12 protein-coding genes and 1 pseudogene are annotated in these 15,173 nt (G+C 49.9%); 10 read left to right on the forward strand and 3 right to left on the reverse strand.

The window, feature by feature from the left end; genetic code table 11:
* Positions 1 to 41 precede the first annotated feature (41 nt).
* Complete coding sequence (pspA, locus tag VJY99_RS17200; RefSeq protein ID WP_324120649.1) at positions 42 to 713, reverse strand: phage shock protein PspA; 672 nt, start codon at positions 711 to 713, stop codon at positions 42 to 44.
* Positions 714 to 886: 173 nt separating this feature from the next.
* Between pspA and pspF the strand changes: the two genes are divergently transcribed.
* The 6 genes from pspF to sapF all read left to right on the forward strand — a co-directional run bounded on the left by pspF (position 887) and on the right by sapF (position 7,364).
* Complete coding sequence (pspF, locus tag VJY99_RS17205; protein ID WP_324120650.1) at positions 887 to 1,882, forward strand: phage shock protein operon transcriptional activator; 996 nt, start codon at positions 887 to 889, stop codon at positions 1,880 to 1,882.
* Between the two features lie 192 nt (positions 1,883 to 2,074).
* Positions 2,075 to 3,727 carry an ABC transporter substrate-binding protein SapA gene (gene sapA, locus VJY99_RS17210; protein ID WP_324120652.1) on the forward strand — a complete coding sequence of 551 codons (1,653 nt, stop codon included), beginning with the start codon at positions 2,075 to 2,077 and terminating at the stop codon, positions 3,725 to 3,727.
* Complete coding sequence (sapB, locus tag VJY99_RS17215; protein WP_324120653.1) at positions 3,724 to 4,689, forward strand: putrescine export ABC transporter permease SapB; 966 nt, start codon at positions 3,724 to 3,726, stop codon at positions 4,687 to 4,689. Before sapA ends, sapB begins: the two co-directional genes overlap by 4 nt.
* The gene (gene sapC, locus VJY99_RS17220; RefSeq protein ID WP_324120655.1) at positions 4,676 to 5,566 is read left to right on the forward strand and encodes a putrescine export ABC transporter permease SapC; all 891 of its coding nucleotides are present in this window, start codon (positions 4,676 to 4,678) and stop codon (positions 5,564 to 5,566) included. Before sapB ends, sapC begins: the two co-directional genes overlap by 14 nt.
* On the forward strand, positions 5,566 to 6,558 hold the full coding sequence (gene sapD / locus VJY99_RS17225; protein ID WP_324120657.1) for a putrescine export ABC transporter ATP-binding protein SapD: 993 nt from the start codon (positions 5,566 to 5,568) through the stop codon (positions 6,556 to 6,558). The genes sapC and sapD overlap by 1 nt, the downstream gene beginning before the upstream one ends.
* The gene (gene sapF, locus VJY99_RS17230) at positions 6,558 to 7,364 is read left to right on the forward strand and encodes a putrescine export ABC transporter ATP-binding protein SapF (protein ID WP_324120659.1); all 807 of its coding nucleotides are present in this window, start codon (positions 6,558 to 6,560) and stop codon (positions 7,362 to 7,364) included. The genes sapD and sapF overlap by 1 nt, the downstream gene beginning before the upstream one ends.
* Positions 7,365 to 7,446: 82 nt before the next feature.
* Here the strand turns inward: sapF and VJY99_RS17235 are convergent, their stop codons facing one another.
* Entirely contained in the window at positions 7,447 to 7,857 is a 411-nt protein-coding gene (locus VJY99_RS17235; protein WP_324120661.1) for an SRPBCC family protein, read from the reverse strand.
* A gap of 247 nt (positions 7,858 to 8,104) precedes the next feature.
* Between VJY99_RS17235 and fabI the strand changes: the two genes are divergently transcribed.
* From fabI to pdeR, 4 genes are all read left to right on the forward strand, one after another.
* Positions 8,105 to 8,896 carry an enoyl-ACP reductase FabI gene (fabI, locus tag VJY99_RS17240; RefSeq protein WP_324120663.1) on the forward strand — a complete coding sequence of 264 codons (792 nt, stop codon included), beginning with the start codon at positions 8,105 to 8,107 and terminating at the stop codon, positions 8,894 to 8,896.
* Positions 8,897 to 9,151: 255 nt separating this feature from the next.
* Positions 9,152 to 10,312, forward strand: coding sequence for a CMD domain-containing protein (locus VJY99_RS17245; RefSeq protein WP_324120665.1), 1,161 nt, complete (start codon positions 9,152 to 9,154; stop codon positions 10,310 to 10,312).
* A 101-nt stretch (positions 10,313 to 10,413) separates the two neighbouring features.
* Positions 10,414 to 12,348 (forward strand): exoribonuclease II, encoded by a 1,935-nt coding sequence (locus VJY99_RS17250; RefSeq protein WP_324120667.1) that lies wholly within the window; start codon positions 10,414 to 10,416, stop codon positions 12,346 to 12,348.
* 296 nt (positions 12,349 to 12,644) lie between these two features.
* Positions 12,645 to 14,636, forward strand: coding sequence for a cyclic di-GMP phosphodiesterase (gene pdeR, locus VJY99_RS17255; RefSeq protein WP_324120669.1), 1,992 nt, complete (start codon positions 12,645 to 12,647; stop codon positions 14,634 to 14,636).
* A gap of 260 nt (positions 14,637 to 14,896) precedes the next feature.
* Here pdeR and VJY99_RS17260 read toward each other — a convergent pair.
* Positions 14,897 to 15,173: pseudogene (locus VJY99_RS17260) on the reverse strand (enoyl-CoA hydratase); the annotation flags it as partial.

The following is a 15,173-nucleotide window of genomic DNA, read 5'->3' on the forward strand; positions in this document are numbered from 1 at the left end:
CTCGAATTATTTTGGGTATTAACATGCCAGGATGCCAATAATTACCCACGATCCTGGTTATTCATTTTAGCTTTCAGTGCCGCCAGTTGTTCGCTGATTTCGTCGTCGGCTTTCAGTTCGGCAAACTGTGAATCGAGGCTTTTCTGTTTGCCAAAACTGTGGCTTTCCGCTTCGGACTCCATCTGATCGATACGGCGCTCGAAGGATTCAAAACGCGCCATCGCTTCGTCGATTTTCCCGCTGTCTAACTGGCGACGAACATCGCGTGAAGAAGATGCCGCCTGATGACGCAGCGTTAGTGCCTGCTGGCGCGCGCGGGTTTCACTGAGTTTGTTCTCAAGCTCACCGATCTCTTTTTTCATGCGCGCCAGGGTTTCATCGACATGCACCATTTCATCTTCCAGGGTGGATATCATGTCGGTCATTTTTTGTTTTTCAATTAACGCAGCACGCGCCAGATCTTCTTTATCTTTACGCAGTGCCAGTTCCGCTTTTTCCTGCCATTCAGCTTGCTGCGCGCTCGCTTGTTCTACACGGCGGGAAAGTTGTTTCTTTTCAGCTAATGCGCGTGCCGAGGTGGATCGCACTTCAACCAACGTGTCTTCCATTTCCTGAATCATCAAGCGCACCAGCTTCTGTGGGTCTTCCGCTTTCTCAAGCAGCGAATTGATGTTGGCATTCACGATGTCGGCAAAACGAGAAAAAATACCCATAATTCAATCCTCTTTAGTCATTATTTCAGGTGCCAGGCACCCTGCACGACATGAATATTGCAACGGGTGTGCCAAGTTTTTATTTTATTGATTTTAAACAGAATAACTAAATTTGACTCGCCACACACAACAGTTATAGTGGTTAAAATCACTAACTATTGGTTAATTTAATCATGGCAGATAGCAAAGATAACCTGATTGGCGAGGCAAACAGTTTTCTTGAGGTGCTGGAGCAAGTTTCCCGTCTGGCGCCACTCGAAAAGCCCGTGTTAGTGATTGGCGAGCGCGGTACGGGTAAAGAGCTGATTGCTAACCGCCTGCACTTCTTGTCGCGCCGTTGGCAAGGGCCGTTTATTTCACTTAACTGCGCGGCACTCAACGATAATTTGTTGGACTCAGAGCTTTTTGGGCATGAAGCAGGTGCCTTTACCGGTGCGCAAAAACGCCACCCGGGCCGTTTTGAACGAGCCGATGGCGGCACGCTGTTTCTGGATGAACTGGCGACCGCGCCGATGATGGTGCAGGAAAAGCTGCTGCGCGTGGTGGAGTATGGCGAGCTCGAGCGTGTAGGTGGTAGCCAGCCGTTACAAGTGAATGTACGCCTGGTTTGTGCGACCAATGCTGACCTGCCAAAACTTGCCGAAGAAGGGAGATTCCGCGCCGATTTGCTCGACCGACTGGCATTTGATGTCGTCAAACTCCCACCGTTACGTGAACGTCAGCCCGATATCATGTTGATGGCCGAGCACTTTGCGATTCAAATGTGCCGTGAGTTACAGCTCCCCCTGTTCCCGGGATTTACTGAGCAGGCACAGTTAACGCTGCTTAATTACGGCTGGCCTGGCAATATTCGTGAGTTGAAAAATGTGGTGGAACGTTCTGTTTATCGCCACGGCAACAGCGACGAGCCGGTTGATGACGTGATCCTCGACCCGTTTGCACGGCAATCCGTCCCATCTGAGCGGCCTGCTGAAAACCAGTTACCTTTGCCGATGGATTTACCGATGGATTTACGCGCATGGCAAAACCAACAAGAGAAAGCGCTGGTGGAGCAAAGTCTTAAAGTTGCGAGATTTAATCAGCGTAAAGCCGCGGATTTACTCGGGCTAACTTATCATCAACTACGTGCTTTGCTTAAAAAGCATCAGGTTGTGCAACCCGACGCCTGATAAACATCAGTGAACATACTGAGAATGGCCAGGACTCACACCCCTGAAGGCCACAAACGCTGTAAAAAACAGCATCTTCTGGTCTTTTTTGCAGGCATTGTTTATAAAAAAAGCAAAATAGCCTGACATATTTTGGGAAGCCCTCAAGAGTACGATACACTTTGGCTATCACCCGTGAAAACTCAAAAACTTATGCGCGCAATTGTATCTTCCCTGTTACTGGCAGTTAGCTGCCTGAGTGGCGTAGCTTTTGCTGCACCGCCAGCGGCATCACCGGTCCCAAAGCCAGCAGATATCCGTAACAGCGGATTTGTTTATTGTGTCAGTGGTCAGGTCAACACCTTTAATCCGCAGATGGCGAGCGGCGGTTTGACTGTAGACACTCTTGCCGCACAGTTATATGACCGGTTATTGGACGTTGATCCTTATACTTACCGACTTATGCCAGAATTGGCGGAAAGCTGGGAAGTGCTCGATAACGGCGCCACTTATCGTTTCCATTTACGCCAAAACGTTCAGTTCCAGACCACTCCGTGGTTTAAACCCACTCGCCCACTCAATGCCGATGATGTGGTGTTCAGTTTCCAGCGTGTTTTTAACCGTGACCACCCGTGGCACAACGTAAACGGGGGTAACTACCCTTATTTTGACAGCCTTCAGTTCCCTGACTCAGTAAAAAGTATCCGTAAACTGGACAACAATACGATTGAGTTTCGCCTTGAGAAACCCGATGCGTCTTTCCTGTGGCATATGGCGACGCATTACGCATCTGTCATGTCAGCGGAATACGCCGCGAAACTGACTATATCTGATCAAAAAGAGATGATGGATCGCGAACCGGTTGGCACAGGCCCATTCCAGATTAGCGAATACCGTTCCGGGCAATATATTCGCCTGGCACGCCACTCTAAATTCTGGCGCGGTGTACCATTAATGCCGCAAGTGGTGTTGGATTTGGGCTCTGGCGGTACCGGTCGTTTATCGAAACTGATCACCGGCGAATGCGATGTGCTCGCCTATCCTGCCGCCAGCCAGTTGACGATATTGCGTGATGACCCACGTTTACGTCTGACTTTGCGTCCAGGGATGAACATTGCTTATCTGGCTTTCAATACCAATAAAGCCCCTTTAAATGATCCGGCTGTGCGCCATGCGCTGGCGCTTTCAATTAACAATCAGCGTCTGATGCAGTCGATTTACTATGGCACAGCTGAGACTGCCGCGTCTATTTTGCCCCGTGCATCATGGGCTTATGACAGCGACGCAGAAATCACCGAGTACAATCCCCGTAAAGCCCGTGAGCAATTAAAAGCCATGGGGCTCAATAACCTGGAATTGCGCTTGTGGGTGCCGACCAGTTCGCAGGCATGGAACCCAAGTCCGTTGAAAACCGCTGAGCTTATTCAGGCTGATATGGCGCAAATTGGTGTAAAGGTGATTATCGTGCCGGTGGAAGGCCGCTTCCAGGAAGCGCGTTTGATGGACATGAGCCACGATCTCACCCTTGCGGGTTGGGCGACTGACAGTAACGACCCGGATAGCTTCTTCCGCCCAATGTTAAGTTGCGCGGCTATTCGTTCGCAGACCAACTATGCTCGCTGGTGTGACCCTCAATTTGATGAAGTGCTACAAAAAGCGTTGTCTTCTCAACAACTGGCGTCACGTATTGAGGCTTATCGTGAAGCGCAGGATATTCTGGCAAAACAGTTGCCGGTGCTGCCGCTGGCATCATCGCTGCGCCTGCAAGCCTATCGCTACGACATTAAAGGGCTGGTGCTAAGTCCGTTTGGTAACGCATCGTTTGCCGGGGTTTCCCGTGAAAATGTTGAGGTGAAAAAACCATGATCATCTATACCTTGCGCCGCCTGCTGTTATTGCTGGTGACGTTGTTTTTTCTGACCTTTATTGGCTTTAGCCTCAATTACTTCACTCCGCACGCACCGTTGCAAGGTGCATCGATGTGGAACGCATGGGTGTTCTGGTTTGAAAGTATTCTGCACTGGGATTTCGGCGTATCGAGTATTAATGGCCAATCGATAAACGAACAGTTGAGCATGGTATTCCCGGCCACCATGGAACTGTGTTTACTGGCCTTTGGTCTGGCACTGTTAATCGGTATTCCTGTGGGAATGCTGGCAGGAGTCATGCATAACAAATGGCAGGATAGGCTTATCAGTGCTCTGGCGCTGATTGGTTTTTCGATTCCGGTGTTCTGGTTTGCGCTATTACTGACGATGTTTTTCTCACTGACATTAGGCTGGTTGCCCGTTTCAGGGCGTTTCGATTTGCTCTATGAGGTGAAGTCTGTCACCGGTTTTGCATTGATCGACGCTTGGCTATCGGACTCCCCGTATCGCGATGAGATGATTATCAGTGCCATACGCCACATGATTTTACCGGTCGCGGCACTGGCCGTCGCCCCCACCACCGAAGTGGTGCGCTTAATGCGTATCAGCACCATTGACGTGTTTGACCAAAATTACATTAAAGCCGCGGCGACTCGCGGATTATCGCGACTCACCATTCTGCATCGCCACGTGCTACACAATGCGCTTCCTCCTGTTATCCCACGCCTGGGTTTGCAGTTTTCAACCATGTTAACGCTGGCGATGATCACCGAAGTTGTGTTCAGTTGGCCAGGTCTTGGACGCTGGCTGATTAATGCCATTCGTCAACAAGACTACACTGCGATTTCTGCGGGCGTAATGGTCATAGGTTCATTGGTTATCATCGTGAACGTGATCTCCGATATTTTGGGTGCTATGGCTAACCCACTGACACATAAGGAATGGTATGCCTTACGATAGCGTCTATCGCGAGAAGCGACCGCCGAGTACGCTACGACTGACCTGGCGAAAATTTTACGGCGACACCACGGCAATGATTGGCCTGTATGGTTGTGGGGCATTGGTGTTGCTGTGTGTATTCGGCAGCGTTTTTGCACCTTATGGTATCAACCAGCAATTCCTTGGCTATCAGTTGTTACCGCCATCCTGGTCGCGTTATGGTGATGTTTCGTTCTTCCTGGGTACCGATGATCTTGGACGCGACGTATTAAGCCGTTTGTTAAGTGGGGCCGCTCCCACCGTTGGCGGTGCGTTTGTGGTGACATTGGCCGCTGTCGTGTTCGGTATTCTTTTGGGTGTCCTTGCAGGTGCGACACACGGTCTGCGCTCGGCGGTGCTTAATCACATTCTCGATACCTTGTTGTCGATTCCTTCCCTGCTGCTGGCAATCATCGTGGTGGCGTTTGTCGGACCACATTTGGTTCATGCCATGTTTGCGGTGTGGCTGGCGCTGTTGCCGCGTATGGTGCGTTCGGTTTATAGCGCCGTGCATGACGAACTAGAAAAAGATTACGTGGTCGCCGCTCGCCTGGATGGCGCTTCAACGCTCAATATTCTGTGGTTTGCGGTGATGCCTAATACCGCCGCCATTCTGATAACAGAAATCACCCGCGCGCTGTCGATGGCAATTCTCGATATTGCTGCGTTAGGTTTTCTCGATTTAGGAGCCCAGCTTCCTTCACCTGAATGGGGTGCGACGTTGGGTGATGCACTGGAGTTGATTTATGTCGCTCCCTGGACCGTGATGCTGCCCGGCGGAGCTATAATGATCAGTGTATTACTGGTCAATTTGCTGGGCGACGGATTACGCCGCGCAATCAATGCGGGGGTGCAATAATGCCATTACTTGATATCCGAAATCTGACCATCGAAGTCAGAACTTCCGAAGGTTGGGTCAAAGCCGTTGACCGAGTCAGCATGACCCTGAATGAAGGGGAAATCCGCGGTTTGGTGGGTGAATCTGGTTCAGGTAAAAGCCTGATTGCGAAAGCCATTTGTGGTGTCACAAAAGACAATTGGCGCGTCACTGCAGACCGTATGCGTTTTGATGACATCGACTTGTTACGCCTGAGCGGACGTGAGCGCCGCCGATTGGTTGGCCATAACGTTTCGATGATCTTCCAGGAACCGCAATCGTGTCTTGATCCGTCAGAACGCGTGGGTCGCCAACTGATGCAAAACATCCCCCGTTGGACCTATAAAGGCCGCTTTTGGAAACGCTTTGGCTGGCGCAAACGTCGCGCCATTGAGTTGTTGCACCGTGTTGGGATTAAAGATCATAAAGATGCCATGCGCAGCTATCCGTATGAACTGACGGATGGTGAGTGCCAGAAGGTGATGATCGCCATTGCGCTGGCAAACCAGCCACGTTTGTTGATTGCCGATGAGCCGACAAACGCCATGGAACCCACCACGCAATTGCAGATTTTCAAATTGCTGACGCGCCTGAATCAGTACAACAATACGACGATATTGCTGATCAGCCACGACTTACAGATGCTGAGCCAGTGGGCGGATAAAATTAACGTCATGTACTGTGGGCAAACAGTGGAAAGCGCACCCAGTGAAGAACTGATTGCCACACCTCATCACCCTTATACTCAGGCGCTTATCCGTGCCATTCCTGACTTTGGTCGTTCAATGCCGCATAAAAGCCGCCTGAATACTATGCCTGGTGGCATTCCTTTACTGGAACAATTACCGATGGGCTGCCGACTTGGGCCGCGTTGCCCTTATGCGCAACGCGAATGTATCGAAACACCGCGCCTGACTGGGGCGAAAACACATCTTTATGCCTGCCACTTCCCGCTGAATATGGAGAGTCAGTAATGGTCGAAACGCTACTCGAAGTTCGTAATTTAAGTAAAACGTTTCGTTACCGAACTGGCCTGTTTCATCGTCAGCATGTTGACGCGGTAAAACCGTTGAGTTTCACCTTACGTGAAAAACAAACACTGGCAATCATTGGTGAGAACGGTTCAGGTAAATCCACGCTGGCAAAAATGCTAGCCGGAATGGTGGAGCCAACCACGGGCGAAATGGTCATTGATGACCATTTGCTGCAATACGGTGACTATACCTACCGTAGCCAGCATATTCGCATGATTTTCCAGGATCCGAGCACTTCGCTGAATCCTCGCCAACGCATTTCACAGATCCTGGATTTCCCGCTGCGTTTGAACACTGACCTTGAGCCAGAAGCGCGGCAGAAGCAGATTATCGAGACGCTCAGAATGGTGGGGTTGCTTCCCGACCACGCCAGTTATTACCCGCACATGCTTGCCCCAGGGCAAAAACAGCGTTTGGGTCTGGCCCGCGCATTAATACTGCGTCCGAAAGTCATTATTGCCGATGAGGCACTCGCGTCTCTTGATATGTCGATGCGTTCTCAGTTGATTAACCTGATGTTAGAACTTCAGGAAAAACAGGGCATTGCCTATATTTATGTGACTCAGCATATTGGCATGATGAAACACATCAGCGACCAGGTATTGGTGTTACATCAGGGCGAAGTGGTGGAACGCGGTAGCACTGCCGATGTTCTCGCCTCCCCACTTCACGACTTGACCAAACGCCTGATTGCCAGTCACTTTGGCGAGCCCCTGAAGGCTGATGCGTGGCGCAAAGATCGGTAATTGTTACTGCCATCTGACATTTCGCTTATCCGACGCAATAAGCCCTATTGCAGGGAAGATAGAACTATCCTCCCTGCAAATCTTATGACTTAGCCTCAACATAGCGGGCAAAATTATCCAGAATCGCCTGCCAACCGTCCCTTTGGTGCTCAACGGGGTATTGGTCTTCAGGATCGAACTCCAGACGCACGTCAACGCCCCCATCAACTGGTGTAAACTCGACCTTCGCTTCACGATCGCCAAACTTATATTCGATTAATTCATGCGGCACGATGCGGGTGTAAACACCTTCAAAATCAAACCCCATGCTGCCGTCTTTGGCTTCCATACGAAATGAAAATGGCCCTCCTTCACGAAAATCAACTGCTGCTGTCGGCGTGTGCCAATCCGGGGATGCGGTATTCCACTGCTTGATGGCTTCCGGATCGATATACGCTTGCCAAACCTTCTCAACGGGCGCATCTACCCGTGTCGCGATATTAATCTTCATCATTAATCTCCACCTGGGGTGATCAGAAGACAAAAATTATCCCCTAAAGGGTAGTACGAAATTCATGGTCTGGCTGTTCCGACCTCTGGCGACGTGATAACCAGTCAGTCAGCGTCGTAAAAATAAGGTGATACAACAGGTGCTGAGTGGGATATAATTTCACTTTCGTGTTGAAAAATTGTGACTAATCAATTGTAACTTAGTGATTTTAAAGTCATAAAATTAGCAGAAACTATAAGGATTCAAAGCTATGGGTTTTCTTACCGGTAAGCGCATTCTGATCACTGGCGTCGCCAGTAAACTCTCTATTGCCTACGGTATCGCACAGGCGATGCACCGTGAAGGTGCTGAACTGGCTTTCACTTACCAGAATGAAAAACTGAAAGGCCGTGTTGAAGGCTTCGCAGCTGATCTGGGTTCAAGCCTGGTACTGCCGTGTGACGTGGCTGAAGATGCGAGCATCGATGCAATGTTTGCTGAGCTGGCTAAAACCTGGCCGAAGTTTGACGGTTTCGTTCACTCTATCGGTTTCGCACCAGCCGACCAGTTGGATGGCGACTACGTGAATGCAGTGACCCGTGAAGGCTTCAAAATCGCTCATGACATCAGCTCTTACAGCTTTGTCGCGATGGCTAAAGTTTGCCGCGAAATGCTCAATCCAGGTTCTGCTCTGCTGACTCTGTCTTACCTGGGTGCTGAGCGCGCCATCCCTAACTACAACGTTATGGGTCTTGCTAAAGCTTCTCTGGAAGCGAACGTGCGCTACATGGCAAATGCTATGGGTCCAGAAGGTGTGCGTGTTAACGCCATTTCTGCCGGTCCAATCCGTACTTTGGCAGCATCAGGTATTAAAGATTTCCGTAAAATGCTGTCACATTGCGAAGCCGTCACCCCGATTCGCCGTACCGTGACCATCGAAGATGTGGGTAACTCCGCAGCGTTCCTGTGTTCAGACTTGTCTGCCGGTGTTTCCGGTGAAGTTCTGCACGTTGACGGCGGTTTTAGCATCGCTGCAATGAACGAACTGGAACTGAAAGCCTAACTCGGTTCTTTACGGGGTGGGCATCCGCCTGCCCCGTTTCCCCCACTTCTCTCCCCCTCTCATTAATCTCTCTACACAACAATTTTTCCTTAGTTATACCTTTCCGATATTTATTATCACCGATCATTCTTTTGTCGACTCACGCGCTTACGCCAGGATAAAGCAGCGAATCAAGCCGTCAGGTGTTTTATCCGGGCTTGTATACCCACAATAATTCGATATGAAGGGTATAAACTCTTTGACCAAGGAACAACCATGGAACAACGCCGAATCTCTGGCAAAGGCCACTGGTATCATGAAACTCAGTCCAGCCGCAGCGATGCCGTATTACCGTTAGTTCCCGAGGCCGCTTACCTCGAAGACCGATTTTTACTGGACTTAGAATTGAGTGCCGAACAACAGGCAACCGAAGCAGCCTGGCTTTCTGTGGCCCGCGACGCCGCACAATGTTTGCTGCCTGAAAATAGCCCTGTCACCCGTTTACATACGCTGAGTAGTTATGACCGGTTGAGTACCGCACTGACGGTTGCGCAAGTGTATGGCGTTCAGCGACTGTGCAACCATTACGCGGCACGCCTTGCCCCACAACCCGGGCCGGACTCCTCCCGCGAAAGCAATCGCCGCCTGACGCAAATTACCCAGTACGCTCGCCAATTAGCCAGCCAGCCAACCTTGATTGATGATAATTCACGCCAGCAGCTTGATGAAGTCGCTCTCTCGGTCAATGACATGGTGACATTTAACCAGTTGATCGGGTTTATCGGCTTTCAGGCGCGCGTGATTGCCATCTTCCAGGCGCTTCAGGGTCTACCCGTTCGCTGGCTTCCAGGACTTGATACCCAACAAGATGCCAGTGCGGAGTTGTTCCTTGAGGGTAATAAATCGTGGCAACCAGGATTACCCCCTGTCGAGCTACGCTACGCGAATACTCAGCAACTGGACGTTGTGAACCAAAGTCTGTCACAAAGCGTTTTATACCCGATAAGCTGGCTGCTTGCGCACGATGCACAGCCGCTTTCTGTACTGAGTCAGCTGATCAGCCTGTTACTCCCGCCCAATAATGGACAAACCAGTGACGACTTCGTGCTGGTGAACTTGCTGACGGCGCGTATAAACGGGAGTGTCAGTTGTTTTAGCGATGCTGCCGCGAACTGGCATGGAGAAAGTGGTCTGCCTGAGGCCATACGCAATGGGGAACGCGCATTACAGGCATGGAGTCACAATCATCCTAATGAACGCGCGATTATTCAGGCCGTGCGCGTATTAACTCGCGCACCAGGTAGTTTCAGCGCCGCACAGCTTCAACCCTTATTCGAACAGGGTTTTAGCAAAGATGAGGTGTTGCGATTACTGATAAGTTCAGCGCTATACGACTGGTTGAACCGACTAAAAATCGGGTTGGGAAATGCCAGCTAGACACTGTGTATTCCATGTTTTTACGCTAATCATCACTTGCTGCAAAGGGTGGTTTCGCGTAAAACTGTCAGCCGCTCTTTTGGCCACGAAAACTAAAAAACATGTTCCAGGATAATCCGCTGCTCGCGCAGCTTAAACAGCAACTGCACTCCCAAACACCACGCGTTGAAGGCGTGGTAAAAGGCACGGAAAAAGGCTTTGGCTTCCTCGAAGTGGATTCCCAGAAAAGTTACTTTATTCCGCCTCCGCAGATGAAAAAAGTGATGCACGGTGACCGCGTGAGCGCGGTGATTCATACCGACAAGGACCGCGAAACCGCTGAGCCAGAAGAGCTTATCGAACCGTTCCTCAGCCGGTTTGTTGGCCGTATACAACGTAAAGACGACCGTCTGTCTATCGTGCCGGACCATCCGTTATTACGCGATGCGATTCAGTGTCGTGCCGATCGAAATGTGACGCATGATTTCCAGAATGGTGACTGGGCCGTTGCCGAAATGAAGCGCCACCCGCTTAAAGGCGACCGGGGTTTCTTCGCTGAATTGACCCAGTTCATCACCTTTAGTGACGATCATCTGGCTCCATGGTGGGTGACGCTGTCACGTCACAATCTGGAACGCGAAGCGCCTAACGGCGTGGCAACAGAAATGTTGGATGAAGGCCTGGTGCGAGAAGATTTAACCGCTCTGGATTTCGTCACCATTGATAGCGCCAGCACCGAAGATATGGATGATGCGCTGTTCGTAGAAGAACTGGCCGATGGCAACTTGCAACTGACCGTGGCTATTGCCGACCCTACTGCCTGGATTGCCCAAGGCAGCAAGCTTGACGATATCGCTAAAGTTCGCGCATTCACCAACTACCTGCCGGGCTTTAACATCCCGATGCTACCACGCGAGTTGTCTGACGATTTGTGCTCATTACGTGCAAACGTCACACGCCCGGTTGTTGCTTGCCGCATGGTTATCGCGCAAGACGGGACGATTGACTCTCAAATTAACTTCTTCGTGGCCACTATCGAATCAAAAGCCAAACTGGCTTATGACGATGTTTCCGATTGGCTGGAAGAAAAAGGCGACTGGCAGCCACCAGGCGAGGCTATTGCTAAGCAAATCCGTCTGTTGGAACGCGTTTGCCTGAACCGTGCAGAATGGCGTCGTACGCATGCGCTGGTGTTCAAAGATCGCCCTGATTACCGCTTTGTATTGGGTGAAAAAGGCGAAGTACTGGATATCGTCGCTGAACCGCGTCGTATCGCGAACCGCATCGTTGAAGAATCAATGATTGCCGCCAACGTCTGCGCGGCCCTTGTGCTGCGTGAGAAACTCGGTTTCGGCGTTTATAACGTCCATACCGGTTTTGACCCGGCAAATATCGAACAACTCGCAACCATGCTGCAAGGCCATGGTCTGGATGTTGACGCGCAAGAAGTGTTAACCCTGAACGGTTTTTGCAAGCTACGCCGTGAGCTCGATGCACAACCAACCGGTTTCCTGGACAGCCGCATTCGTCGTTACCAGTCGTTTGCTGAAATCAGCACCGAGCCTGGCCCGCATTACGGTCTTGGCCTCGAAGCTTACGCGACCTGGACTTCACCCATTCGTAAATACGGCGATATGATCAACCATCGTCTGTTAAAAGCGATCATCAAAGGTGAAACCGCAGCACGTCCGCAGGAAGAAACGACCGTACAGATGGTAGAACGCCGCCGCCTGAACCGTATGGCAGAACGTGATGTCGGTGACTGGTTATATGCTCGCTTCCTCAGTGACAAAGCAGGAACAGATAGCCGTTTTGCTGCCGAAATCATTGATGTCAGCCGTGGTGGTATGCGTGTTCGTCTGGTTGATAACGGTGCAGTAGCCTTTATCCCTGCTCCGTTCCTGCATGCTGTTCGTGATGAGCTGGTTTGCAGCCAGGAAAGTGGCACCGTTCAAATCAAAGGCGAAGTCGCATTCAAAGTGACTGATGTGATTGATGTGACCGTCGCAGAAGTGCGTATGGAAACGCGTAGCGTGATTGCTCGCCCTGCCATTTGACGACAAGTTTAAAAAGTATCCTTAAAAGCTGAACCTATGTTCAGCTTTTTTTTTGAGCTTTTTTCTGACGAATGAACCCTGGGTAATAGTAACAACAGGGAAATGATTAGCGTTATGACACTTTTTTTGCTTGCTATGACGCCCGAAAAACTGCCAATCTAGCTCAAAGATTCAGATTTTTCAGATATTCTGCAAAAACAATATCTTTAACATACTGTTGACGCTTTGAGATCGGTTTATATTACTAATATAAATATCAGACTGACACGATATGTTGGCCGGGTTCAGGAGAGAGCATGCAAGACGATTTGGAGCAGAATCTGCTCTACCGTTATTTAGGGACAACTAGCCCATATTGGCGTTTATCAAGCGACAGCAATGCGCTGCAATTAGCAGCCAGCGAAGATTCAGATATTAGCCAAGTCATCGCGTTGGATCCTGAACAAGCAGAACAAATTCGCCAAATGACGGTGATTACCTCAAGCGTAAGCATGTCAATTTCGTTGTTTGGCTGTAAAATTTCTGTGCATCTGGTAGGACATAAAGTTTCAAAAAAGGAGTGGGCAGGCTCGGCTTCGGCATGGAATGACACCCCTTCTGTTGCGCGTGATTTAGTGCAAGGTCTCTCTTTTGCTGAACAGGTGGTTTCTGAGGCGAACTCAGTTATCGTCATTCTCGACAGATTAGGGAATATTCAGCGTTTTAATCGCTTGAGTGAAGAATACACGGGCCTTAAAGAACAAGAAGTCATTGGTCAAAACGTGTTTAAATTATTCATGAGCCGCAATGAAGCCGCCGCATCCAAACGCAATATTAGCGGCTTCTTTCGCAACGGTAACTCTTATGAAGTCGAACGCTGGATAAAAACCTGTAAAGGCCAGCGGTTGTTTTTATTCCGCAATAAATTCGTCCACAGTGGCAGCGGCAAGAACGAAATCTATCTGATTTGTTCAGGTACTGACATTACCGAGGAACGCCGCGCACAAGAACGTCTGCGTGTACTGGCGAATACAGATACGATTACCGGCCTCCCCAATCGCAATGCCATCAATGACCTGATTACCTCCGCAATAGATAAGCGCGCTGAAAGTCAGGTGGGCATCGTTTATCTGGATCTAGATAACTTTAAAAAAGTGAACGACGCCTATGGACACATGTTCGGCGATCAGCTTTTACAGGCGGTGTCGTTAGCGATATTAAGTTGCCTTGATGACGGGCAAATTCTGGCACGCCTTGGCGGTGATGAGTTTATTGTGCTGGCTACTGACACCTCGCAATCCAGCCTGGAAGCGATGTCGTCGCGTATTTTGACCCGACTGAAACAACCGTTCCGCATCGGCTTAATTGAGGTCTACACCAGTTGTTCTTTAGGTATTTCGTTGGCCCCCCAGCATGGCGAAGACCGTGAAAGCATTATTCGCAACGCGGACACCGCGATGTATACCGCCAAAGAGAGTGGCCGCGGCAAGTTCTGCGTCTTCTCGCCGGAGATGAATCAGCGAGTCTTTGAATACTTGTGGCTTGATACCAACTTACGCAAAGCGCTGGAAAACGATCAACTGGTTATTCACTATCAGCCGAAAATGACCTGGCGTGGTGAAGTCAGAAGCCTGGAAGCATTAGTGCGTTGGCAATCGCCAGAGCGTGGTTTGATTCCCCCGCTGGACTTTATCTCTTATGCAGAAGAGTCCGGTTTGATTGTTCCGCTTGGCCGCTGGGTGATGTTAAGTGTGGTTCAGCAGGTCGCGAAATGGCGTGATAAAGGCATCAATTTACGCGTCGCGGTGAACGTATCTGCGCGTCAGTTAGCTGACCAGACTATCTTCACCGACTTGAAGCAAGCGCTTAAAGATCTCAACTTTGAATACTGCCCAATTGATGTCGAACTGACAGAAAGCTGTTTGATTGAGAACGAAGAGTTAGCCCTTTCGGTGATTCAACAGTTCAGTCGTCTGGGCGCTCAAGTGCATTTAGATGACTTCGGCACAGGTTACTCCTCGCTTTCTCAACTCGCTCGCTTCCCAATTGATGCGATTAAACTCGACCAAAGTTTCGTGCGCGATATTCATAAGCAGTCAGTTTCCCAATCGCTGGTGCGCGCCATCGTTGCGGTTGCGCAAGCTTTGAATTTGCAGGTGATTGCTGAAGGGGTGGAAAACCAAAAAGAAGATGCCTTCCTGACTAAAAATGGCGTCAACGAACGGCAAGGTTACTTGTTTGCAAAACCGATGCCCGCAGCCGTATTTGAACGGTGGTTGAAACGTTATCAGGCAAGGACCGCGCGTTAAAAAAATACGCGTTGTATCATCTCCCGATACGACGCGCTCTCATCATAATGTTAGGCAAGACCTCGTCAATAGCGTTCGTTTCCCATGTCTAAATCCTTTCTGTTAAGGGATAAACGCACTCTAAATTTTACTGTGTACGGTATCTAATCCCCTCCACAACACATCGAAAAGAAGACGCCATTCTGATGAAGAAAAGCGTCTACTTACGGCAGGGTTCTTCTTATCTAAACCCGTAAACGTATGAGATCACGAGCAAAACGTTAACTCACTTTACGTAATACTGTTGCAGTATGGCGATTTTGCAATTGCACCAATCTTTCCATGTACGCAATATCCTTTTCTTCGAGGCAGAATGCGGCATCCACCCAATCCTCAGTGATATCCATTAATTCCGAGCGAGGTAACTGGAGTACACGCTGACGGGCACGCAGCATTGCACGCACGCCATTAAGCTTCGGTTGCAAAGTGTCAATGAAGGTACGAGTGGCAAGATAACCCTGACCCGGTTCAAATAACTCATCTACCAGGCCAAATTGA

The sequence above is a fragment of the Buttiauxella sp. genome, from assembly GCF_035271705.1.
In the GTDB taxonomy this organism is placed as follows: domain Bacteria; phylum Pseudomonadota; class Gammaproteobacteria; order Enterobacterales; family Enterobacteriaceae; genus Buttiauxella.